20 protein-coding genes and 2 tRNA genes are annotated in these 22,574 nt (G+C 67.4%); 19 read left to right on the top strand and 3 right to left on the bottom strand.

What is annotated here, in order from left to right:
- Nucleotides 1-12 precede the first annotated feature (12 nt).
- The 15 genes from recF (at nt 13) to RBB84_RS21225 (ending at nt 16,688) form a co-directional block, all read left to right on the top strand.
- Nucleotides 13-1,245 (top strand): DNA replication/repair protein RecF, encoded by a 1,233-nt coding sequence (gene recF / locus RBB84_RS21155; protein ID WP_350246743.1) that lies wholly within the window; start codon nt 13-15, stop codon nt 1,243-1,245.
- A complete protein-coding gene (locus RBB84_RS21160) occupies nt 1,242-1,814 on the top strand; it encodes a DUF721 family protein (protein ID WP_019290471.1) in 573 nt (190 codons plus the stop codon). The genes recF and RBB84_RS21160 overlap by 4 nt, the downstream gene beginning before the upstream one ends.
- 215 nt (nt 1,815-2,029) lie before the next feature.
- Nucleotides 2,030-4,066, top strand: coding sequence for a DNA topoisomerase (ATP-hydrolyzing) subunit B (gene gyrB / locus RBB84_RS21165; protein WP_024102545.1), 2,037 nt, complete (start codon nt 2,030-2,032; stop codon nt 4,064-4,066).
- A 349-nt stretch (nt 4,067-4,415) separates the two neighbouring features.
- Nucleotides 4,416-7,964, top strand: coding sequence for an ATP-binding protein (locus RBB84_RS21170; RefSeq protein ID WP_350246745.1), 3,549 nt, complete (start codon nt 4,416-4,418; stop codon nt 7,962-7,964).
- Nucleotides 7,961-8,377 carry a roadblock/LC7 domain-containing protein gene (locus RBB84_RS21175; protein WP_006550917.1) on the top strand — a complete coding sequence of 139 codons (417 nt, stop codon included), beginning with the start codon at nt 7,961-7,963 and terminating at the stop codon, nt 8,375-8,377. The genes RBB84_RS21170 and RBB84_RS21175 overlap by 4 nt, the downstream gene beginning before the upstream one ends.
- Before the next feature lie 13 nt (nt 8,378-8,390).
- A complete protein-coding gene (locus tag RBB84_RS21180) occupies nt 8,391-8,765 on the top strand; it encodes a DUF742 domain-containing protein (protein ID WP_350246747.1) in 375 nt (124 codons plus the stop codon).
- Between the two features lie 13 nt (nt 8,766-8,778).
- Nucleotides 8,779-9,333 (top strand): ATP/GTP-binding protein, encoded by a 555-nt coding sequence (locus RBB84_RS21185; RefSeq protein ID WP_024102547.1) that lies wholly within the window; start codon nt 8,779-8,781, stop codon nt 9,331-9,333.
- Nucleotides 9,333-10,145: an MHYT domain-containing protein gene (locus tag RBB84_RS21190; RefSeq protein ID WP_252173468.1), complete on the top strand. Its 813-nt coding sequence runs from the start codon at nt 9,333-9,335 to the stop codon at nt 10,143-10,145. The genes RBB84_RS21185 and RBB84_RS21190 overlap by 1 nt, the downstream gene beginning before the upstream one ends.
- Before the next feature lie 146 nt (nt 10,146-10,291).
- Nucleotides 10,292-11,131, top strand: coding sequence for an MHYT domain-containing protein (locus RBB84_RS21195; RefSeq protein ID WP_350246749.1), 840 nt, complete (start codon nt 10,292-10,294; stop codon nt 11,129-11,131).
- A 133-nt stretch (nt 11,132-11,264) separates the two neighbouring features.
- A complete protein-coding gene (locus RBB84_RS21200) occupies nt 11,265-12,098 on the top strand; it encodes an MHYT domain-containing protein (RefSeq protein ID WP_231913205.1) in 834 nt (277 codons plus the stop codon).
- Nucleotides 12,099-12,246: 148 nt separating this feature from the next.
- Nucleotides 12,247-14,751: a DNA gyrase subunit A gene (gyrA, locus tag RBB84_RS21205; protein WP_024102549.1), complete on the top strand. Its 2,505-nt coding sequence runs from the start codon at nt 12,247-12,249 to the stop codon at nt 14,749-14,751.
- A 78-nt stretch (nt 14,752-14,829) separates the two neighbouring features.
- Nucleotides 14,830-16,014: a DUF3566 domain-containing protein gene (locus RBB84_RS21210; RefSeq protein WP_350246751.1), complete on the top strand. Its 1,185-nt coding sequence runs from the start codon at nt 14,830-14,832 to the stop codon at nt 16,012-16,014.
- Between the two features lie 75 nt (nt 16,015-16,089).
- Nucleotides 16,090-16,163 (top strand) — tRNA-Ile (locus tag RBB84_RS21215).
- A 137-nt stretch (nt 16,164-16,300) separates the two neighbouring features.
- A tRNA-Ala gene (locus RBB84_RS21220) sits at nt 16,301-16,373 on the top strand.
- Nucleotides 16,374-16,472: 99 nt separating this feature from the next.
- Nucleotides 16,473-16,688 (top strand): hypothetical protein, encoded by a 216-nt coding sequence (locus RBB84_RS21225; protein WP_228044802.1) that lies wholly within the window; start codon nt 16,473-16,475, stop codon nt 16,686-16,688.
- A 42-nt stretch (nt 16,689-16,730) separates the two neighbouring features.
- On the opposite strand, the gene RBB84_RS21230 is transcribed toward RBB84_RS21225, so the two are convergent.
- Genes RBB84_RS21230 through RBB84_RS21240 form a run of 3 tightly spaced genes read right to left on the bottom strand, consistent with a single transcriptional unit; the run spans nt 16,731 to nt 19,142 of the window.
- Entirely contained in the window at nt 16,731-17,303 is a 573-nt protein-coding gene (locus RBB84_RS21230; protein WP_019290462.1) for a TetR/AcrR family transcriptional regulator, read from the bottom strand.
- Between the two features lie 31 nt (nt 17,304-17,334).
- Nucleotides 17,335-18,015 (bottom strand): ABC transporter ATP-binding protein, encoded by a 681-nt coding sequence (locus RBB84_RS21235; RefSeq protein ID WP_350246753.1) that lies wholly within the window; start codon nt 18,013-18,015, stop codon nt 17,335-17,337.
- The gene (locus RBB84_RS21240; protein ID WP_350246755.1) at nt 18,012-19,142 is read right to left on the bottom strand and encodes an ABC transporter permease; all 1,131 of its coding nucleotides are present in this window, start codon (nt 19,140-19,142) and stop codon (nt 18,012-18,014) included. Before RBB84_RS21240 ends, RBB84_RS21235 begins: the two co-directional genes overlap by 4 nt.
- A 142-nt stretch (nt 19,143-19,284) precedes the next feature.
- Between RBB84_RS21240 and RBB84_RS21245 the strand changes: the two genes are divergently transcribed.
- From RBB84_RS21245 to RBB84_RS21260, 4 genes are all read left to right on the top strand, one after another.
- The gene (locus RBB84_RS21245; protein WP_019290459.1) at nt 19,285-19,785 is read left to right on the top strand and encodes a hypothetical protein; all 501 of its coding nucleotides are present in this window, start codon (nt 19,285-19,287) and stop codon (nt 19,783-19,785) included.
- 77 nt (nt 19,786-19,862) lie between these two features.
- A complete protein-coding gene (locus RBB84_RS21250; protein ID WP_024102556.1) occupies nt 19,863-20,369 on the top strand; it encodes a copper chaperone PCu(A)C in 507 nt (168 codons plus the stop codon).
- Nucleotides 20,362-21,537: a Dyp-type peroxidase gene (locus tag RBB84_RS21255; RefSeq protein WP_350246757.1), complete on the top strand. Its 1,176-nt coding sequence runs from the start codon at nt 20,362-20,364 to the stop codon at nt 21,535-21,537. Before RBB84_RS21250 ends, RBB84_RS21255 begins: the two co-directional genes overlap by 8 nt.
- A 45-nt stretch (nt 21,538-21,582) precedes the next feature.
- On the top strand, nt 21,583-22,560 hold the full coding sequence (locus tag RBB84_RS21260; RefSeq protein ID WP_016931505.1) for a R2-like ligand-binding oxidase: 978 nt from the start codon (nt 21,583-21,585) through the stop codon (nt 22,558-22,560).
- Nucleotides 22,561-22,574 lie beyond the last annotated feature (14 nt).

Consider the following 22,574-nt stretch of genomic DNA (forward strand, 5'->3'; position numbering starts at 1 on the left):
GACTGGACCCCCGTGTACGTTCGCACCTTCTCGCTGCGCGACTTCCGTTCGTGGAGAACGGTTTCCGTCGACCTCACTCCGGGGGCGACGGTCTTCGTCGGGCGCAACGGACACGGGAAGACCAATCTGCTCGAGGCCCTCGGATATCTGTCGACGCTGTCGTCGCACCGGGTGTCCTCCGACGGCCCGTTGCTGCGGGCCGGCACGTCGCGGGCGTTCGCCGGGGCGCTGGTCGTCAACAACGGTCGTGAGCTCGGTATCGACATCGAGATCAACGAGGGCAAGCAGAACCGGGCGCGGATCAATCAGTCGCCCGCCCGGCGTCCTCGAGAGATCCTCGGCATCCTCCGCACGGTGCTCTTCGCCCCGGAGGATCTGTCGCTCGTGCGCGGCGACCCGGGTGATCGCCGGCGGTTCCTCGACGAACTGCTCAGCACGCGTTTCCCGCGGATGAGCGGGGTTCGGGCCGACTACGACAAGGTGCTGCGCCAGCGATCCGCCCTGCTCAAGACCGCGGGGGGAGCACTGCGGCGAGGGAGTCGCTCGAGCGACGGGGCGGGCGCTCTGGCGACCCTCGACGTGTGGGACGGTCATCTCGCGGCCCACGGAGCCGAGCTGCTCGCCGCGCGCATCGCGTTGCTGCACGAACTGGCCCCGCACGTGTCCGAGGCGTACCGGTCGATCGCACCCGAGTCGCGTCCGGCGAGCCTGCGTTATCGCAGCAGCCTGGCCGACGCGCTGCCGCCTGAGTTCTCCGACCCGGCCCGCACGCCCGCGCTCGACGACCGGGAGTTTCTCGAGACCGTCTTCCTCCACCGCCTCGCGGAGGTGCGGTCGAAGGAGATCGAACGCGGCGTCTGCCTCGTCGGACCCCACCGCGACGATCTCGACCTGACGCTCGGTGCCGAACCCGCGAAAGGCTATGCGAGCCACGGTGAATCGTGGTCGTTCGCGCTCGCACTGCGGCTCGGGGCATTCGCCCTGCTCCGCACCGACGGCACCGATCCCGTTCTCATGCTCGACGACGTCTTCGCCGAACTCGATCGACGGCGCCGCTCCGCCCTCGCCGAGGTCGCCGCGACGGCCGAACAGGTGCTGATCACGGCGGCCGTGCCGGAGGACGTGCCGGCCGAACTGAACGGCGCCCGATACCCCGTGCATGCCGAGGACACCGAAGAAGGTCGTATCTCTGTGCTGGGATCGGTGCAACGGGAGACGGACCCGCTCACCGGGGAGGTCGGATGAACGACGAACAAGCAGGTCCCGAACGCGGTGCCGGGCCGGAGCGCAGCGCGGACGAGCCGGAGCCGAAGGGCATCGATCTGGCCCGCCGCGCGCTCGAGGAGGCTCGAGCTGCCGCCAAGGCGAGCGGTAAGGCCGTCGGCCAGGGACGCGCGTCGCGCGGGCCGCTGCGCCCGAAACGCCGACGTCGTGGCTGGTCGGGGCCCGGGCCGGACGACCGCGATCCCCAGACCCTCGGTTCGCTCGCGCAGTCGCTGTCCAAACAGCGGGGCTGGTCGGCGCACGTGTCCGAGGGCACCGTCATGGGAAGCTGGGCGCGGGTCGTCGGCGACGACATCGCGAGCCATGCCCAGCCGACCACACTGCGCGACGGGATCCTGCACGTCTCGGCCGAGTCGACCGCCTGGGCGACCCAGCTGCGGATGATGCAATCGCAGATTCTCGCCAAGATCGCCGCGGCCGTGGGGCACGGGGTGGTCAAGGAACTGCGGATCACCGGCCCGACGGCTCCGAGCTGGCGGAAAGGCGAACGCCACATCCGCGGCCGCGGACCGCGCGACACCTACGGGTGATCCCGGGCTCGCTCCCGGCCCGTACGAGGGGCGAAAATCGGAGCGCGTAGGAAATCACGTTGTCCGGGTCGCGAAGAGGCCGCTACGGGGACGTCAGCGGTACGGAACGCCCGCTTTCGTGTCCGCCCCGGCGCAAGGCTCACGGGCACGTAGGATGGACAGGAATGCGTCGCGCGCGTGCGCGGGGCCGATCGGAGAAGGAGAGCTACCCACCCGTGGCTGCCCAGAAGTCGAACAACAACAAGAGTGAGTACGGTGCGTCGTCCATCACCGTCCTCGAGGGTCTCGAGGCGGTGCGCAAGCGCCCCGGTATGTACATCGGTTCCACCGGAGAGCGTGGCCTGCACCACCTGATCTGGGAGGTCGTCGACAACTCCGTCGACGAGGCCATGGCCGGTTACGCGTCGAAGGTGGAGGTCACCCTCCTCGCCGACGGCGGTGTCCAGGTCGTCGACGACGGTCGCGGTATCCCCGTCGGTATGCACGCCTCCGGTGTGCCCACCGTCGAGGTCGTCCTCACCCAGCTCCACGCGGGTGGCAAGTTCGACTCCGATGCCTACGCCGTCTCCGGCGGTCTGCACGGTGTCGGTATCTCCGTGGTGAACGCCCTGTCCACAACCCTCGAGGTCGAGATCGACAACGACGGCTACCACTGGGAGCAGACGTACACCGCCTCGAAGCCGGGCGAGCTCGTCCGCGGTGAGGCCACCAAGCAGACCGGTACCACCGTCCGCTTCTGGCCGGACCCGGAGATCTTCGAGACCACGACGTTCAACTTCGAGACCGTCGCGCGTCGCCTGCAGGAGATGGCGTTCCTCAACAAGGGACTGACCATCACTCTCACCGACGAGCGGGTCGCTCCCGAAGAGGTCACCGACGAGGACGTCCCGGAGACCGCCGAGGCGCCGAAGACCGCCGAGGACCAGGCCGTCGAGGCAACCGAGCCCGAGGTGCACAAGCTCAAGGTCCGCACCTACCACTACCCGGGTGGTCTCGAGGACTACGTGCGCCACATCAACCGCACGAAGTCGCCGATCCACAACTCCGTCGTCGGGTTCACCGCCAAGGGCACCGGCCACGAACTCGAGGTCGCGATGCAGTGGAACTCGGGTTACTCCGAGTCCGTCCACACCTTCGCCAACACCATCAACACCCACGAGGGCGGTACGCACGAGGAAGGCTTCCGTGCGGCGCTGACCACGGTCGTCAACCGCTACGCGAAGGACAAGAAACTCCTCAAGGACAAGGACCCGAACCTCACGGGTGACGACATCCGTGAGGGTCTCGCGGCGATCATCTCCGTCAAGGTCGCTGAGCCGCAGTTCGAGGGCCAGACGAAGACCAAGCTCGGCAACACCGAGGTGAAGTCCTTCGTGCAGAAGGCGTGCAACGAGCACATCTCGCACTGGTTCGAGGCCAACCCGGCCGACGCGAAGACGATCGTCACCAAGGCCGTGTCGTCGGCGCACGCGCGTGTCGCCGCTCGTAAGGCGCGCGAGCTCGTCCGCCGCAAGAGCGCGACCGACATCGGCGGTCTGCCCGGCAAGCTCGCCGATTGCCGGTCGAAGGACCCGAGCAAGTGTGAGATCTACATCGTGGAGGGCGACTCCGCGGGTGGCTCCGCCAAGTCGGGTCGCGACTCGATGTACCAGGCGATCCTTCCGCTGCGCGGCAAGATCATCAACGTCGAGAAGGCCCGGATCGACAAGGTCCTCAAGAACGCCGAGGTCCAGTCGATCATCACGGCGTTCGGTACCGGCATCCACGAGGAATTCGACATCTCGAAGCTGCGGTATCACAAGATCGTCCTGATGGCCGACGCCGACGTCGACGGTCAGCACATCGCGACGCTGCTGCTCACGCTGCTCTTCCGCTTCATGCGGCCGCTGGTCGAGGAAGGCCACGTCTTCCTGGCACAGCCGCCGCTGTACAAGCTCAAGTGGCAGCGCAGCGAGCCGGAGTTCGCGTACTCCGACCGCGAGCGCGACGCCCTGCTCGAGGCGGGTCTGAAGGCAGGCAAGAGGATCAACAAGGACGACGGCATCCAGCGCTACAAGGGCCTCGGTGAAATGAATGCCAAAGAGCTGTGGGAGACCACCATGGATCCGAGCGTCCGCGTCCTGCGTCAGGTGACCCTTGACGACGCCGCTGCCGCCGACGAGCTGTTCAGCGTTCTGATGGGTGAGGACGTCGCGGCACGACGGAGCTTCATCACCCGTAACGCGAAGGATGTCCGCTTCCTCGACGTCTGATCACGGCCGGCAGCGCCGGAGAACTGCATGCGAATCCCCGCTGTGTCGTACATCACGGCGGGGATTCGCATGTCGTGCGCTCGGAAGTGGGCAGGGCCGTTAGCCTTCTTCGTTACTCGTGAGTACACTTCTATCGGCCATCTGTACGTGTGGCTGCCGACGAGGGGGCTGGGGCAGCGCGGGGTACGGGAAGAACTCACTCTTCCGTATCCGCTGTATGTCCCGATATGGTGCCCTCACCCGAAACGTCTCGTTCGACTGCACTCGATCGAAAACGCGCTCAACGGAGTGCAGTGCCGACTGGTGTTCGTCGCCCGGCGCGGACGGGGTGGAAGGAGAGCTGTGATCCATGAGTGACAAGTCGCCGCCCCAGCAGCGGTGGTGGAACATCGAGGGGTGGGGTCTTCGCAGGAAGGTCACCGCCGTTCTCGCTGTCCCCGTGACTGTGGCAATGGTCCTCGGTGGTCTTCGGGTCGAGAACGAGCTCAGCAACGCCGTCCACTTCTCGTCCGCAGCCGATCAGGTCGCAGCCGTGCCGGACATCGTGGATTTCTCGACGGCGTTCGCCACCGCCACCGCGGATGCCGCGGTCGGAACGGCGACCCCCGAGGAAATGGCGGCTCTCGGTGACGCTTTCGGCACGATCGCCGCGATCACGGAGAACCCCGAGCTCGATCCCGCCGTGACCGCCGACCTCAGCCGCACCGCCGCCACGGCCCAGTCGCTCTACACGAAGATTCAGGCGGGTCCGGTGCCGATCGAGGAGATCGGTGCCGTCACCAACGAGGTGCGCGACAGCCTCAACCGTGTCGTCGAGGCCATCCTCGGCGAGGTCGACGATCGCGAGATCATCGGCTACGGCGACCAGCTGATCAACGCGTGGTACTCGCAGCGCTACCTCTTCGGTCAGGTTCTCGGTCTGCTCCAGCTGATGGACGACCCGACCCAGCCGGGCACCGCGCTGGTGTCCGCCTCCGGCGCCGAGCTCGCGATGCTCGACCTGCTCGCCCGCTCCTACCTGATGGCCGATCAGCAGATCGCCGCACTGCGGGCCGGCGTCCAGGAACGTGCCGACATGGTCGACGCGGCCGGTTCCGGTCCGCTCCCGATCCTCGACATCCGCGCGTCGCTGCTCGACAGTGTCGACATCTACGGCACCATCATCGACGAAGCGTCGTCGCAGGTCAGCACCACGATTCAGGACCGCGCCGCGGAAACCCGCTCGGCCGCTCTCCGCGACACCGCGATCGTGCTCGCAGCCCTGCTCGCAGCCCTCGTGCTCGCATTGCTCGTGTCCCGCTCACTGGTCGGCCCGATCCGCCGCCTGCGTTACGGCACGCTGAAGGTCGCGCGGCAGGAGCTGCCCGAGGCCATCGACCGCATCAAGGTCGGCGACAACATCGAGGATATCGAGTTCACCCGAGTCCCGGTGCACACCACCGAGGAGATCGGTCAGCTCGCCCGCGCCGTCGACGACATGCACGGGCAGGCACTGCGTCTCGCCGGCGAGCAGGCACACCTCCGCCTGCAGATCAGCGACATGTTCGAGACACTCGCACGTCGCTCCAAGTCGCTCGTCGAGCAGCAGCTCGGCCTCATCGAACGACTCGAGTACGAGGAGAAGGATCCGGCCCGACTCGAGAGCCTGTTCCGCCTCGACCACCTCGCCGCGCGTATGCGCCGGAACGGCGACAACCTGCTGATTCTCTCCGGTACCCGCACGCGCCGCGGTCACTCCGCGCCCGTGCAGCTCGGCGACATCCTGCGCGCCGCGATGTCGGAGGTCGAAGACTACCAGCGCGTGCAGATCGGTTCGACTCCCGACGGTGCCCTCAGCGGCGCGGTCGCGACCGACATCGTGCATCTGCTCGCCGAGCTGGTCGACAACTCGCTGCGCGCGTCGCCGCCCGACAGCAACGTCACCTTCAGCTTCGCGCGAGCCGTCGACGGTGGCCTGCTCGTCGAGATCGCCGACCGCGGTATCGGTATCCCGGCCGACGAACTCGAGTCCATCAACCAGCGTCTCGCCAAGGGCGGCGAGGTCGGTCCCGACACCGCACGCCACATGGGTCTGTTCGTGGTCTCGCGACTGGCCGAGCGGCACGGTCTCACCGTGCGCCTGCGCCCGACCTTCGACACCGCGCGCAACCCGGGTATCACCGCGAGCGTCCACATCCCGGACGTCCTGCTGGTCTCCCCGTTGGCGTTGTCGCACACCGGTCCCCAGCCGCGCATCGAGATCGAAGCGGAGGAGTACTCGGCACGGCAGGCGCTCTCGGCGCCCGTCGCCCCGCAGGGTCTGCCCGCGGCCGACGACCGGCACGAGTACGCGTCCTCGCAGTCGCTCGACTCCGCCGACGATGTCCGTGCGGACGAGTCCGACGATGCCTACGACAACGGCTACGCGAACAATGGTTACGCCGCCGATGTCGACGAGAGCGCTTCCGCCGCATGGGATGCGGAGCCGTCCTACGACGACGAGCGACGCGACGAGCCGCAGCGCGACAATCAGGCACCGCCGGCATCCCGCGAGTTCGGCCCGTCGGGTCTTCCGCAGCGTCGCCCGGGTGGAACTCCGGGTCTGCCCACGCGTCAGCCGGGCGAGACGCCTGGTCTCCCGACTCCACCCCGGTCGCCGCAGCCGCGCCGGATCGAGCCGGACGCCGCAGCAGCCTTCGCGTCGTCGCTGCCTCCGCGCGGTCCTCGTCGCGGGCCGGACGAGACCAACGGTCACCCGCTCGACGGCCGCAACGGCGACGGCCGCAACGGTGCCGGGCCACGCCCCGACGCCGATCGGTCTCGCCGGGAAGGGCTTTCGGGTCTTCCGCAGCGTCGTCCCGGTGCCACACCGGGCCTGTCGCCAACGGACTCCCAGCAGTCGCAGTCGCAGTCCTTGCCGGTCCGTGAGCCCCAGCAGGGTTCGGCGCATCGTGCACCCGCCCCGCAGCAGCGACCCGCGTCCCCCGGTCTTCCGCAGCGTCGGCCGGGCGCGACTCCCGGCCTGCCGGGACGGGCTTCCGGATCGTCCCCGTCCGTCCCGCAGAACCGGCCGCAGCAACAGCCGTCGGCGGGACCGCTCGCAGGTGGCGACGCCGCGGGTCGCTCGGACACACCGAACCGTCCCGACCTGCCACAGCGCGCCCCCGCGCCGGACGCACAGCGCGCCCCCGCGCCGGACGCACAGCGCGCCCCCGCGCCGGACGCACAGCGCGCCCCCGAGCAGGATGCGGACCGTCGGCAGCAGGAACCCTCGACGGGTTTCCCGCAGCGTCGTCCGGGAAGCACGCCCGGTCTGCCGCGTCGTCAGCCGGGCAGCACGCCGGGGCTTCCGCAGCAACCCGCTGCGTCGACCAACGCTTCCGAACCCGATTCGGCCGCAGCGGTCTCCGGCCCGAGCATCGCCGACGGTGGCTCCGTCTCGCCGCACAGCGACGCGCAGCAGGCGGCCCGCCATCGCTACCGGACCAACTCGGCGAAGACCGCATCGTTCTTCCAACCGCGGTCCGACCTCGCGTCGGCCCGTCCGCAGCCGGCGAACACCCCGATCTTCACCACGATGATGTCGGACTGGCTCGTCGACCCGACGAGCCTTCCGGAGGACCGCAGGAAGCGGGAGTGGCGCTCCGCGGCGGACGCGGGTTGGGAAGCCGCACAGCGTGCTACCGAGTCCCCCGTGGAGGAGCACACCACCGCGGGTCTTCCGCGGCGCGCTCCCGGCGAGCGTCTGGTGCCGGGTGCTGTTCGGGCACCGGCAACGGGTGAGCTGCCGAGGACCATTCGACGTCGAGACCCGGAAGCCATCCGGGCCAACTTGAGCCGCCATCAGCAGGGTGTCCGCAACGGACGCGCCTCGGCGAATTCCAGCAATCGCGAGAACGACGAACAGGGAGTTCGATGAATATTGATCATGGATCCGACGCAGCTCGTCCATTGGACTGGTTGGTTTCCAACTTCGCGCGCGAAGTCCCGGGTGTCTCGCATGCCGTGCTCGTGTCCGCCGACGGTCTGCTCATGGCCGCCAGCGCCCACCTCCCGGTGGATCGTGCCGAGCAGCTCGCTGCGGTGACCTCGGGCCTGGCCAGCCTGTCCAACGGTGTGTCGCAGCTGTTCGACGGTGGGGGTGTGCTGCAGTCCGTCGTGGAGATGCAGCACGGCTACTTGCTGCTGATGAGCGTCGGCGACGGCTCGCACCTGGCGGCTCTGACCGCCTCCGAGTGCGACATCGGACAGGTCGGTTACGAGATGGCGCTCTTGGTCGATCGAGTGGGTGCTTCGGTCGAAGCCACCCCGCGGGTCGGTCTAGGGTCCTGACGTCGAGGTGGCCATGGAATCGCGGAAGCCGGAGTTCGTGCCGGATCAGCCCAGTCTGGTCCGGCCCTACTCCCTGACTTCGGGACGTACGAGTCCTGCGGTTGAACTGGCGTTGGAGGCGCTCATCCAGGCCATTCCGGGAACCGACGATCGGTCCCGGGATCTGGACAACATCAATGCCACGATCCTGGAGCTGTGCAAGGAATCACCCTCCGTCGCGGAGATCGCCGCGCGCGTGGGGGTGCCGATCGGCGTGGCACGCGTGCTCGTCGCCGATCTCGTCGAAGCCGGACACGTACAGATCCTGGCCACGCTGAAAGACGATTCGAGCGACGCGGAGCGTCGTGAGCTGATTGAAAGGGTCCTCAGTGGACTTCGCGAACTCTAACGCCACGAAGCGCGTGACCTCGACCAAGATCGTGATCGCCGGAGGCTTCGGCGTCGGTAAGACGACTCTGGTCGGGACGGTGTCGGAAATCGTGCCGCTTCGTACCGAGGCGCTCGTGACGAACGCCAGCGACGGCGTCGACAACCTCTCTGCGACACCGCAGAAGGCGACCACCACGGTCGCCATGGACTTCGGTCGTATCAGTCTGGCCGACGACCTCGTCCTCTACCTGTTCGGCACGCCCGGACAGCACCGCTTCTGGTTCATGTGGGACGACCTGATCCGCGGCGCCATCGGGGCGATTGTGCTGATCGATACGCGTCGCCTGGATGAGAGCTTCGCCGCCGTCGACTTCTTCGAGGCGCGCAATCTCCCGTTCATCGTCGCCATCAACGAATTCGACGATGCTCCCCGGTACCCGCTCGAGGACATCCGTCAGGCGATGGCGATCTCGGCGGATGTGCCGATCGTGTCGATCGATGCGCGAGCACGTGAGTCGGCGAAGCAGGCCCTGGTCACCGTCACCGAATACGCTCTGCGGAAGCTGCACCAGCCGGTGACCCAGTAATGGGGGAGGGCCTCGAACTCTTCACGATGGGCTCGTGGGTCACGGTCCTTGCCTATCTGACCTCGGCGATCGGGGTGTTCATCGGGGTCACCGGTGCTCGACGGGTCCGTACCACCTCCAGCGACCGATTGCGTTCGTACTGGATGATTCTCGCTGCCCTGGTGAGCGGTGGCGTCGGTGTCTGGCTCGCTATGTTCCTTCCGATGGCGGGCTTCAACGTCGAGGACAGTGTGGTGCGGTTCGACACCGTCACCATCGTGTTCTCGATGCTCGTCGCGCTGGTGTCGGTGTACGTGGCGCTGCTCGTCGCGATCCCGGACAACGCTCCCGCCACCCTCGCCCGGACGGTCACGGGTGCTCTCGTGCTGGGCGCCGGCCTTGCGGGCGCGCCGTTCTCGGTCCTCGCAGCGGTGCGGATCCAGGGATCGCTGACCTTCGATCCGCTCTGGGTCGCCGCAGCGGTGGGGCTGGCGATCGCGACGGCCGTGGGCTTCCTGGCCCAGGTGAAGACGGCGGACACGTGGCCCAAGCGCCTGCTGAGCAGCGCGTTGGCCGGCGTCGCCGTGATCGCGGTGCACTTCCTCGCCGCCGCGTCGGTCCGTGTGGAGATCGACCCCGCCGTGGTGGTTTCCGGTGGGATCGAGGTCTTCTCCATTCTCTTCCCGCTCTTCGTCGTAGGCCTGTTGCTGCTGGCCGTTCCGATCGTCCTGGTGCTCCAGGCCCCGGATCGTCTTGCGGCGGAACTGGAAGAGGAATCCGAGCGGTGGGCGGCCGACGGCCCGGTAGATCCCGTCGACGGTCGGACCCTCTGAATATCGTCCGAACATGTTGTAAGTCAACATATCTGGTTGAAATCCCGGAAGTGGAGTAGTCTTCTGTGCAGCGTCGGGGGTCGCTGTCGGTCTACTCGGCACGACACGGATCGATGTGCCGTGCGTGCCGCTTCCTGGGGGGCAACATGTCGCACGAGGTTCACCATTTTTCCATGGGCGGTTGGCTTTTCGCACTCGCCTACATCACGTCCGCAGTGGGGTGCTATGCCGGTCTGTCCTGCGCGCGCAAGGCTGCGAACGCATGGACGTCGGTCGCCCGGACCCGATGGACACTCATGGCAGCCCTGTCCATCGGGGGCGTCGGAATCTGGTTGATGCACTTCATCGGGATGATGGGCTTCGACGTACCCGGTTCCGCGATCCGTTACGACCTCGGACTGACGCTGCTGTCGGTCGCGCTCGCCGTGACGGCCACGCTGGTCGGATTGCGGATCCTCGACACCGACGTGCAGTGGATCCGTGGGTTGCCGTCGGATGTCCGGCTTCTCGTCGGCGGCGTGATCATGGGCTTCGCGGTCGCCGGCATGCACTACAGCGGCATGGCCGCGGTGCGGATCCAGGGCGAACTCGAGCAGGGACGGTCGTACGTCGCGGCGTCCGTCGCGATCGGTGTCGTCGCGTCGATCGTCGCGTTGTGGCTGTCGCGGGTTGCGGAACGGCCGGCTGTGCGGATCCCGGCCGCCGCCGTCATGGGATGCGCCGTGGTGGCACTGCACTACACGGGCATGGCCGGGATCGCGGTGGCCGTCGATCCGTCCGCTCCGAATCCGGAGGGGATGACCATCATGACCCTGCTGTTCCCTGGATTCATCATCGGTGTCGCGCTGCTCGCGGTGCCGGTCGTAGCTCTGATGGCATCGGCGAGCACACAGGACCTCGAGCAGGAGCGGGAGATGGCGATCTGGCTCGGTGGGGACGGCCCCGAGACGGTCTCCCGTCCTTACGGGCGACATGTGAAACGGTGATGTGATGTGAACACCCACAGCGCGATAAGCTCGCTTACGCTGCTGGAAAGTCGGGGTGCATCCCGCATCGGGTAGGTCGTGGCGCGTGCCCTCCGAGCGCGGTGGTGACAGCGCGCCGCTGTGAGGACCTCACGTGTCGCACGACGTACACCACTTCTCCATGGGGATGTGGGTTTTCCTCCTCTCCTACGCCACCGCTGTGATGGGTTCCTTCGTCGGATTGTCCTGTGTCCGGCGGTCGCTCGAAGAGCCGCGGCGCAGCGGTAACTGGTGGCTCCTCATGGCGTCGTTGTCCATCGGCGGCGTGGGCATCTGGCTCATGCATTTCATCGGCATGATGGGCTTCTCCGTGCCGGGTACGACCATCCGATACGAACTGGCACCGACGGTCTTCTCTGTCGTGCTCGCCGTCGTCGCGACCCTCGTGGGTCTGCGGATCGCCGACGTGCACGACGTCAGCAAGCACCGCATTCCCGAATCGGTGCGGTTGCTCATCGGCGGTCTGCTCATGGGCGCCGCCGTCAGCATGATGCACTACAGCGGCATGTACGCCATCCGCATCCGGGGCGCGATCGAACACGAGACGGGGTACGTGATCGCCTCGGTGATCATCGGTGTCGTCGCCTCCACGGCCGCGCTCGCACTGGCCCGCCGCACGCGTCGTCTCGAGATCCGCGTCGTCGCGGCCTTCGTCATGGGATGCGCGGTCGTGGCGCTGCACTACACCGGCATGGCCGGCGTGCGGGTCACCCTCGATCCGAGCCTGCCCGCGCCCGAAGGCATGACCGTGATGTCGCTGCTGTTCCCTGCGTTCGTCCTCGGCATCATCGTCCTGGCCGTGCCGATCACCGCGCTGCTGCTCGCCTCCGACCCGGAGGACGCCGTGCGCGACGCCCGGCTCGGGCAGTGGGCGTCGGAGGCGGAACGGCAGGTGGACCGCGACCCGGTCACCGGATCCCACATGTGAGAACTCGGTTCCGGACAGATCTCGGGCTGTGAAGTGCCTGTCCTTCTCGGCATCGGCTGACCTGCACCTATAGACTCGTGTGGTTGCGAGACGTCCGTCGGGCCGAAGGCCGGAGCCGGGCGTGCGAGCCGAGTAGAAGAAGGAGCTCATGACCGACACCACGTTGCCTCCGGAGGGGCCGGGGCACGACCGCATCGAGCCCGTCGACATCCAGCAGGAGATGCAGAGCAGTTACATCGATTATGCGATGAGCGTGATCGTGGGCCGTGCTCTGCCCGACGTGCGTGACGGTCTCAAACCGGTGCACCGTCGCGTGCTCTATGCGATGTTCGACAACGGCTTCCGCCCCGACCGCGGGTACGTGAAGTCGGCGCGCGCGGTCGCCGAGACCATGGGCAACTACCACCCGCACGGCGACGCGTCGATCTACGACACGCTCGTGCGTCTGGCGCAGCCATGGTCGATGCGCTATCCGCTCGTCGACGGCCAGGGCAACTTCGGTTCCCGCGGCAACGACGGCGCCGCCGCCATGCGGTACACCGAGTGCCGGCTCACGCCGCTCGCGATGGAGATGCTGCGGGAGATCGACCACGAGACGGTCGATTTCCAGCCGAACTACGACGGCCGCACGCAGGAACCGACGGTTCTCCCCAGCCGTATCCCCAACCTGTTGATCAACGGTTCGGGCGGTATCGCGGTCGGTATGGCCACCAACATCCCGCCGCACAATCTCGGGGAGGTTGCGGAGGCCATCTACTGGGCGCTCGACAACTTCGAGGCCGACGAGGAGACCACCCTCGCCGCGGTCATGGAGCGGATCAAGGGACCGGACTTCCCGACCGCCGGCCTGATCACGGGCACGCAGGGCATCCACGATGCCTACACGACCGGTCGCGGATCGGTGAAGATGCGCGGCGTCGTGGAGATCGAAGAGGACTCCAAGGGCCGCACCAGCATCGTCATCACCGAGCTGCCGTACATGGTCAACCCGGACAACCTCATCACGTCGATCGCCGAACAGGTCCGCGACGGCAAGATCGCGGGCATCTCCGACATCCACGACGAGTCGTCCGACCGCGTGGGCATGCGCATCGTCGTCACTGTCCGCCGCGACGCGGTGGCCAAGGTGGTTCTCAACAACCTCTACAAGCACACGCAGCTGCAGACGAGTTTCGGCTGCAACATGCTGTCGATCGTCGACGGGGTGCCGCGCACGCTGCGCCTCGACCAGATGATCCGGTTGTACGTCAACCACCAGATCGAGGTCATCGTCCGGCGTACGCGGTACCTGCTGCGCAAGGCCGAGGAACGCGCCCACATTTTGCGCGGCCTGGTCAAGGCCCTCGACGCGCTCGACGAGGTCATCGCGCTTATCCGCGCGTCGCAGACCGTCGACATCGCGCGCGCCGGCCTGATCGATCTGCTCACGGTCGACGAGATCCAGGCCGACGCCATCCTGGCGATGCAGCTGCGTCGCCTGGCTGCTCTCGAGCGTCAGAAGATCGTCGACGACCTCGCCGAGATCGAGCGCGAGATCGAGGACTACAAGGACATCCTGGCCCGTCCGGAGCGGCAGCGCGCCATCGTCCGCGACGAGCTGAAGGAGATCGTCGACAAGTACGGCGACGAGCGCCGCACGCGGCTTGTCGCGGCCGACGGCGATGTCAACGACGAGGACCTCATCGCACGTGAGGACGTCGTCGTCACCATCACCGAGACCGGTTACGCCAAGCGCACGCGCACCGACCTGTACCGCTCGCAGAAGCGCGGCGGCAAGGGCGTCAAGGGTGCCGAGCTCAAGCAGGACGACATCGTCAAGCACTTCTTCGTGACGTCCACGCACGACTGGCTGCTGTTCTTCACGACGAAGGGCCGCGTCTACCGCGCGAAGGCGTACGAGCTGCCCGAGGCGAATCGCACGGCGCGTGGTCAGCACGTCGCGAACCTCCTGGCCTTCCAGCCCGACGAGCGCATCCAGGGCGTCATCCGCCTCAAAACCTACGAGGATGCGCCGTACCTGGTGCTCGCGACCCGCAACGGCCTGGTCAAGAAGTCGCGCCTGTCGGACTTCGACTCCAACCGTTCGGGCGGCATCGTCGCGATCAACCTGCGCGGCGACGACGAGCTCGTCGGCGCGGTGTTGTGCTCCGCCGAGGACGATCTGCTGCTCGTCTCGCAGCAGGGCCAGTCGATCCGTTTCTCGGCCACCGACGAGGCGCTGCGTCCGATGGGACGCGCGACCTCCGGTGTGCAGGGCATGCGGTTCAACGGCGAGGACAAGCTGCTCTCGCTCAACGTCGTCAAGGAGGGCACGTACCTGCTGGTCGCGACCTCGGGTGGTTACGCCAAGCGCACCCCGATGGAGGACTACCCGGTCCAAGGTCGCGGCGGTAAGGGTGTTCTGACCATCCAGTACGACCGCAAGCGTGGCAACCTGGTCGGGGCGCGCATCGTCGAGGACGACGACGAGTTGTACGCCATCACCTCGAGCGGCGGTGTCATCCGCACTGCGGCGAAGCAGGTGCGCAAGGCAGGCCGTCAGACCAAGGGCGTGCGGCTCATGAACCTGGCCGAGGGCGATACATTGCTCGCGATCGCGCGCAACGCCGACGAGCCGGACGAAGCCGACGCAGCCGGAGCTAAGGAGTCGTAAGTGAGCACTCCCCAGGGACCGAACGGGGCCGATCGCGGGCAAACCGGTCGGAAGCCGGAGGACCGTACAGAGAACGAGGTGAAGCCCGAGAACAAGGGCACGCAGCAGAGCCCGGCCTCGGAGCAGAAACCGGCGCCGGAGAACCGGCCGTCGCAGTCGTCACCGGCCCAGCCTTCGCAGGCTCCTGGGGCACCGGCGGAGGTTTCGTCCGCTCCCGCAGCGGGAGCAGCGGACCCGGCACCCGTGCAGGGTCCGGCCGACCAGCAGCCGGCAGCAGGCCGGAAGGCCGCCGAGCCGACGGCGAAGGCGGCGCAGGACACGCCTGCTCAGGGCGGCTCCCAGAAGTCCGGTGGTGCCTCAGCGGACGGTAAGAACGGATCGGCTGCGGCCGATCAGCCGGCCACAGGTCAGCAACGCACCGCCCAGATGCCCCGCTCCGGCGGCCCGACCCCTCCCTGGCAGCGGGGAGCGGCGTCGGCGCAGTCGGGCTCCCCGCAGAACGCTCCGCAGACGAACGTTCCGGGTGTGGGTCAGGGTCTGTCCAAGCAGGGTGGAGCGCCTCAGCGCCCCGCTGGGGCCTCGGCCAAGGGCTCTGCGGCCGGAAGCCCGGAGCCGTCGACGCGTCCCGTCGTGACCGGCACAGCGGCTCCCAATGCCGCCGGAGGAGCTGGCCCGGCCGCGGGCGGAGACGCCGCGCGCGGGACGCGCGACCGGGCTGCTGCAGCGAAGGCGAAGTCCGCGGTAATCGACGGCCCGACACGGCACATCGAACGCAAGGATCTCGCCAAGGACCTGCCGGATCTGTCCGCAGTGAAGCATCCGTCGACCGGTTCGCCGAGCACGGGGGAGACCCCGCAGGTGAGCGCCCCCGCCACCACCGCGGTGCCCACGGCGATCCCCGCCGCCGGACCGCTGCGGGCCACCGTGCAGATCCGCCGTATCGACCCCTGGTCGATGCTGAAGATCTCGTCGGTGATCTCGGTGTCGTTGTTCTTCGTGTGGATGATCGCGGTCGGCCTACTCTACGGCGTGCTGGCCGGCATGGGGGTATGGGAACGCCTCAACAGTGCGTTCACCGACATCGTCTCCGACGCCGGTAGCGGTGCGCTCGTCTCGGCCGGCCAGGTGTTCGGCTACGCGACGATCATCGGCATCGCCAACACCGTGTTGCTGACGGCTCTCGCGACCCTCGGTGCGTTCATCTACAACCTCTGCACCGATCTCGTAGGCGGCGTTCAGGCCACCCTCGCCGACCCGGATTGACCTGCCGGAACGCTGCCCCGCCGAGGCGATTTGTTTCCGGCGACCCCGGTGGGGTAGTGTTCCATCTCGGTTCGAGGGCCTATAGCTCAGGCGGTTAGAGCGCTTCGCTGATAACGAAGAGGTCGGAGGTTCAAGTCCTCCTAGGCCCACTCCCGTGCCGAAAGGGTGATCGGAATGAGGGTTCTCGCACTCGTGGGAACCGGGATTCTGATCGTTCTCGGAATCGCTCGCATGCTTCGGAGCGAAGACGAATGGCACGCGGTTCCCAGTCGCTGACGCGGCGGACGGGGCCTTAGCTCAGTTGGTAGAGCGCTGCCTTTGCAAGGCAGATGTCAGGAGTTCGAATCTCCTAGGCTCCACAATCACATGAATGCAGGTAAAAGGCGCTTCCGATCTTTCGGAAGCGCCCTTTCTCTGTTGCTGCTTCGGCCCGTCTGCCCACATTCCACACTCGAAGGGTGACGCCCCGCCTCTCTCCGCGACTCGCCGAGATCGTCGCCGTGCTGCCGCTGGAGCCGCACCTACGTGTGCTGGATCAGGGTCGGTGCACTCGACGGTCGGCACCCGAAGCCGGCAGGGTCGCTCTGGAGCGGATCGCGGCGGCGACACGGCCGGATGCGCGCCTGTTCGTCGACGGTGGTGACCCGCTCCGGGAGCTTGTCACCCCGAGGTGATCGTGAACGGTCCCGAATCGACGGTCCGTTTCACGTGAAACATCAGGAGAGCGCGGTGGTGAGAACCCTGCGGATCGAGGAGCGCACCTCGTCGAGCTTGCGTCCGGATTCGATCAATTCCGTTCCCTTGTGCACGAGCGCGGTGACGAGCTCGGCATCGAGTTCGGGATCCGCGACTCCGAGGGCCCGCAGCGACTCGACGAGGGGGAGGACGAGGTCCTGATGCATGGCGTGCATGCTCTCGTCACTGAACGCCTGAGGGGTGAAAGCGGCGAGAGCACCGACGATCGCGTGCTCTCCCTCGGCGACCAGCTGCAGATTGACGTCGATGTACGTCAGCACCCGCTCCGTCGGATCGGACACCTTCTCCATCGCCTCGACCACGCGCGTGTTCCAGCGCGGGAACATGTCGACGACGACCGCGTGCAGCAGGTCGTCGCGCGAATCGAAGTAGTTGTAGACGCTCGACCGGGCCAGACCCGCACGACGCGCCACGTCGCCGAGCGAGGGTGCCTGTTCCGGTTTCTCGGCGAGGAGTTCGAGCGCTGCGTCGAGGAGGGCACGGCGCTGCGCTGCGCGGTGCTCCGCGACCGTCGCTGCGGAAATTTTCGGCACCGCCGGCCCTCCTCGTTCGGCTGTCGACCGTTCAGTCGTGTGGTCGAAGTCTTCCGTCGACCATCTCGAGCACGCGGTCGCAGTGCCGCAGGATTTCGTGGTCGTGGGTGACCATGATCGTAGCCACTCCACTGGTGTGGGTTTCCCGTGCCAGCAGTTCGACGACCTCGTGGCTGCGTTTTCGATCGAGGGCGGCGGTGGGTTCGTCGACGAGCAACAACGACGGTTCGGCCATCAGGGCCCGCGCGATGCCGACACGTTGACGCTCACCGCCCGAGAGCTGCCCGGGTCGCCGATGGGCGCGGTGCTCCATACCTACCGAGGCGAGCAGCTCGTCAGGGTTCCGTCCGGGGCGTCCGGCGATCTTCTCGACGAGGAGCAGTTGATCGCGCGCGGTCAGGGCGGGGAGGAGATTGCCGGACTGGAATACGAAGCCGACCCGCTCTCGGCGCAGCTTCGCGGTCGCCCGCGGGTCGAGTGCGGTCACCTCGATACCGTCGACACTCACGGTGCCGGAAGTGGGTCGGCTGAGGCCACCGGCGACCGCCAGCAGACTCGATTTGCCGGTACCGGACGGCCCGACGACGGCGACCAGCTCACCCGGCTCGACGCCGAGGTCGACGTGATCGAGGGCGTGGACCGTGCTGTCGCCGTCGCCGAAGGACAGGCAGACGTCGGACAGTGCGAGGCCGGTGGAGGTGGTGACGGTCATCTGTTCTCTCCCAGGGCAGCGAGCGGATCGACACGGACGATGCGGACCACGGCGAGGGCGGCGCCGAGCAGGCCGAGGACGACGAGCAGAACGGCACCTCGAGCGACGGGGCCGGATTCGAGGACGAACGGCATGCCGCTGCCCTCGAGGCCCGACCCGAGTCCGAGACCGACGAGCACGCCGACGACCACGGAGCCGACGAGCACGATCACGGCCTGCAGGAGGGCGTCACGCAGGAGGAATCCGGTGGAAGCGCCCATCGCGCGGAGGACGGCGATCTCACGGCTGCGCTGCACGGTCCAGATCGTGAAGAACGCTCCTACGACGAGGGCTGAGATCGCGTAGAGGAAGGCGGTGATCATCGACATCGTCATCATCTCGGCGCTGTAGCCGGGGGAGGAATCGAACGATTCCTCCAGGATCTTCGCTGTCGTACCGGCTGCTGCATCACCCGCGGTGAGATCGGGCAGTGCTCCGTCCACACCCTCGATCGCGACCACACTGGCTTCGGTGTACGCGCTCGGAGGGACCTGCTCACCGAGCCGGACACCGGCGTGGATCTCCTGCCAGGTGCTCAGGGGAAGGTAGGCGACGTCGACGTGACCGAAGGTGCGCTTGTCGGAGGTGAACCCGACGACGTCCAACCGGGTACCGAGACGATCGACGACGATCGTGTCGCCGAGTTCGACGCCGGTGGCGCGGGCGCTGTCGCTGAGGACGACATCGGTGTCACCACCGAGCGGTGCCCCCTCGGAGACCGAGGGTTCGAGGAACGAGTCCGGCCGGATGCCGAAGAGTGTTAGGTCCACGGGGACCCCGCTCTCGGTTTTCGCGTTGACGATGGTGTTGCCGAACAGTTCGGCGCGAGCGACGTCCGGGCGGGCACGCCAGGTGTCGGCCTGGTCTTCCGTGACCACGGATCGGGAGAATGCGGAGTCGGCCTTGGTTCCTTCGGCGAAGGCGAATGCCTGCACCGGTGTGCGCTGCAGTGCGGAGACGCCGTCGACGACGAGACCGGACGACAGACCGGACAGGATCACCATGAGGATCGAGATGAGCGCGACGACGGCGCCCATCAACAGGAAGCGGGTGCGCGCGAACCATAGTTCGCGCATGGCAAGAAACATGTGGAGTCCTTCGTGGGCTGGACCGGATATGTGCCCAATCTTCTCGACGGCACGTCGGTATCTTACCGACGCGCTGTCGTTATACTCGGTGATGGTTACTACATGGGGTAGTAATCGCAGGTGAGGGAAGTATTCTGACTTCATGGCCGAGGTGAACACCGTGATGCGCATGCGCGCGGTCTTCGTGAGCGGAATCTCGGCCGCACTGAGCATCGCCGCGCACGCCTTCGCCGGCGGAGCGATTCCCCACCAGGACGCCCTGGTGTTCCTCCTCGGGCTTGCCTTCGCTGTCGGAGTCCTCACCGGCGAAACCAGGCTTCCGGTGCCGCTCGTCCTCGTCCTCGGGCAGGTCGCCGGCCACCTCGTGCTGGGACTCCACGACGGTCACCTGCACACACCGGGATCCGGAATGATGTCCGCCCACGCGGTTGCCGTCCTCCTCGCCGCAGTATTGGTACGGGGTGCCGAGAAGGGCTGCGAAGCAGCACTCGCAGCGCTGCGCCGGATCGTTCCCGAGACGTACCGCACGCTGCCCGTGGCCGTCGCCGAACCTGTCCCGACGATCCACCGCCCCGATATCGGTCCCGGCGTACTACTCGTCGGCGGAACCGGCAGCCGCGCACCTCCCGTTGTTCTCCGCTAGGTCAACCTTCTCGGTCGCCGCCGCCGGCGACCGCTCGTTCCGTGTGCCCGCAGAGGCACCGACACTTACGGAGAATCATGAAGAAGACCATGTTCGGCACTGCGATCGCCGCAACGGCCCTGCTCGCCGCCGCCTGCGGTTCCGACACCGGCACCACCGACTCGGCCGAGGCCGTCGTCGTGTCCGAAGCCTGGGTCAAGGCATCCGACACCGGGATGACCGGTGCCTTCGCCGAGATCGAGAACACCGGCAGCAGTGACGTGCACATCGTCGGCGCGTCCAGTCCTGCATCCGCCACCACGGAACTGCACGAGATGGTGTCGTCCGGCGGCGCCTCGATGGTGATGCAGGAGATGGGGGACGGGCTCGTCATCCCCGCGGACACCGTGCACAGCCTCGCGCCCGGCGGCGACCACCTCATGCTCATGGACCTCGTGGAGCCTCTGCGACCCGGGAGCACGGTGACCTTCACACTCGAGTTCGCGGACGGATCGACCGAGGAGTTCACGGCCCAGGTCCGCGACTTCGCCGGGGCACAGGAGGAGTACGTGCCGTCCCACGACGGGGCAGCCCACGATGGCTAGGTTCACTCGACGCACCCTGCTCGGGGGCGGTGTCGCCGCGCTGGGTGCAGCAGGACTCGGCGCGGTCGGAGGTGGGACGGCGGTCGCGTCCCGCATCCCCGAACCGATCGGCGCGCGGACCGTGGAGATCCACGGCACCCATCAGGCCGGTATCGACACCCTCGCGCAGTCGTTCGCGTCGTTCGTGGCACTGGACCTCGCCGAGGGTGTCGATCGTGACGGGCTCGTCGGGATCATGCGGGTGTGGGCCGAGGACGCCCGGCGGCTCACCACCGGGACGCCGGCGCTGGGCGACACCGAACCCGAACTCGCCGTCGACCCGGCCCGGCTGACGGTCACCGTCGGCTACGGTCCCGCGGTCTTCGACGCCGCGGGTCTGACCGACCGGCGACCCGCGTGGCTGAAGCCGCTGCCGGCCTTCCCGATCGACCGGCTCGAGGAACGATGGTCCGGCGGCGACCTGCTGTTGCAGGTCTGCGCCGACGACCCGGTGACCGTCTCGCACGCGGTCCGCACACTCACCAGGAGTGTGCGATCGGTGGCGACGGTCCGCTGGATCCAGCGAGGGTTCCGGCGTGCGGCCGGCACGCGACCCGACGGGACGACCATGCGCAACCTCATGGGGCAGGTAGACGGCACCGTCAATCCTGCCCCGCACAGCCCGGACTTCGACCGGCAGGTGTGGAATCCGGGTGACCCGCCGTGGATGGCCGGTGGCACCTCGCTCGTGTTACGCCGGATCCGCATGGAACTCGACACCTGGGACGAGCTGGACCGTCCCGCTCGGGAACTCGCCGTCGGCCGGCGACTGTCGAACGGTGCTCCGCTGACGGGTTCGGAGGAACACGACGACGCCGACTTCGAGGCCACCGACCGGTTCGGTATCCCGGTGATCCCGCCGGAATCGCACGTCGCGCGGGCACGTCCCCGCACCGGCGACGAGCAGTTCCTGCGACGGGGTTACAACTACGACGACCAGGACGGCGCCGGATTGCTGTTCGCCACCTACCAGGTGGACGTGGACCGTCAGTTCGTCCCGGTGCAGCAGCGCCTCGCCGAGCACGACGCGCTGAATCCGTGGATCACGCCGATCGGGTCGGCGGTCTTTCTCGTCCCTCCGGGATTCGGTCCGAAGGGGTATCCCGGCGACACCTTGCTGGGTGACTGAGACAAGACCGCGACGTATGTGGAATCGAGGTCTAGCCTCGAGGGTGTGACCGAGATTACACAGATACGTCAGGGTTTCGCGTCGCTGCGGGAAGGCGGCCTGAACTGGGACGCCTTCCCGCTCCGGCTCTTCGCGAAGGGCAACGCAGCGCACTGGGATCCGATGGACATCGACTTCTCCCACGACGCCGAGGACTGGGCGTCGCTCAACTCGGAACAACGCCGCAGTTCGACCTATCTGGTCGCGTTGTTCGTCGCCGGCGAGGAGGCCGTCACGCAGGACATCCTTCCGTTCCTCCGCGCCATGGAAGCGGAGGGCCGGTTGGGTGACGAGATGTACCTGACCCAGTTCTGCTACGAGGAGGCCAAGCACGTGCAGGTGTTCCGTCGCTGGATGGACACCGTGGGACTGACATCCGACCTGCACCCGTTCGTTGCCGAGAATCCCTACTACCGGCGGCTGTTCTACGAGGAACTGCCGCACAGTCTGCGCGTGCTCGATCGAGATCCGTCCCCGGCCAATCAGGTCCGCGCGAGTGTCACCTACAACCACGTCATCGAGGGCAGTCTCGCGCTGACGGGCTACTACGCGTGGCAGAAGGTGTGCACCAAGTACGGGATCCTGCCGGGCATGCAGGAGATCATCCGGCGGATCGGCTCCGACGAGCGCCGGCACATGGCCTGGGGAACGTTCACCTGCCGACGGCATGTGGCAGCGGACGACTCGAACTGGAACGTCGTGTTGCAGCGGATGGAGGAGTTGCTTCCCCTCGCGACCGGAATGATCCAGTGGCAGAACGAGCAGTTCGACGAACAGCCCTACGGTCTCGACAACGACGAGTTCATCTCCTATGCGGCCGACCGGGCACAGAGACGGCTCGGCGCAATAGAATCCGCGCGCGGACGCCCGCTGGAGGAGATCGATCTCGATTTCGCTCCCGCCGTGCTCGAGGACCGTTTCGGGGACGAGGACGCCGCCGCGCTCGCTGCGGTTCCGGCCCCCGACCGCACCCCGGCGGACTGAGCAGGGTCGATCGG

The organism is Rhodococcus sp. D-6, assembly GCF_040256695.1.
Classification (GTDB): Bacteria; Actinomycetota; Actinomycetes; order Mycobacteriales; family Mycobacteriaceae; genus Rhodococcus; species Rhodococcus pyridinivorans.

Bases quoted from the DNA above. Each gene is read 5' to 3' on its own strand.
- RBB84_RS21160 (WP_019290471.1), top strand. From the start codon at position 1,242: ATGAACGACGAACAAGCAGGTCCCGAACGCGGTGCCGGGCCGGAGCGC.
- RBB84_RS21170 (WP_350246745.1), top strand. From the start codon at position 4,416: ATGAGTGACAAGTCGCCGCCCCAGCAGCGGTGGTGGAACATCGAGGGG.
- RBB84_RS21175 (WP_006550917.1), top strand. From the start codon at position 7,961: ATGAATATTGATCATGGATCCGACGCAGCTCGTCCATTGGACTGGTTG.
- RBB84_RS21180 (WP_350246747.1), top strand. From the start codon at position 8,391: ATGGAATCGCGGAAGCCGGAGTTCGTGCCGGATCAGCCCAGTCTGGTC.
- RBB84_RS21190 (WP_252173468.1), top strand. From the start codon at position 9,333: ATGGGGGAGGGCCTCGAACTCTTCACGATGGGCTCGTGGGTCACGGTC.
- RBB84_RS21195 (WP_350246749.1), top strand. From the start codon at position 10,292: ATGTCGCACGAGGTTCACCATTTTTCCATGGGCGGTTGGCTTTTCGCA.
- gyrA (WP_024102549.1), top strand. From the start codon at position 12,247: ATGACCGACACCACGTTGCCTCCGGAGGGGCCGGGGCACGACCGCATC.
- RBB84_RS21235 (WP_350246753.1), bottom strand. From the start codon at position 18,015: ATGACCGTCACCACCTCCACCGGCCTCGCACTGTCCGACGTCTGCCTG.
- RBB84_RS21240 (WP_350246755.1), bottom strand. From the start codon at position 19,142: ATGTTTCTTGCCATGCGCGAACTATGGTTCGCGCGCACCCGCTTCCTG.
- RBB84_RS21245 (WP_019290459.1), top strand. From the start codon at position 19,285: ATGGCCGAGGTGAACACCGTGATGCGCATGCGCGCGGTCTTCGTGAGC.
- RBB84_RS21250 (WP_024102556.1), top strand. From the start codon at position 19,863: ATGAAGAAGACCATGTTCGGCACTGCGATCGCCGCAACGGCCCTGCTC.
- RBB84_RS21255 (WP_350246757.1), top strand. From the start codon at position 20,362: ATGGCTAGGTTCACTCGACGCACCCTGCTCGGGGGCGGTGTCGCCGCG.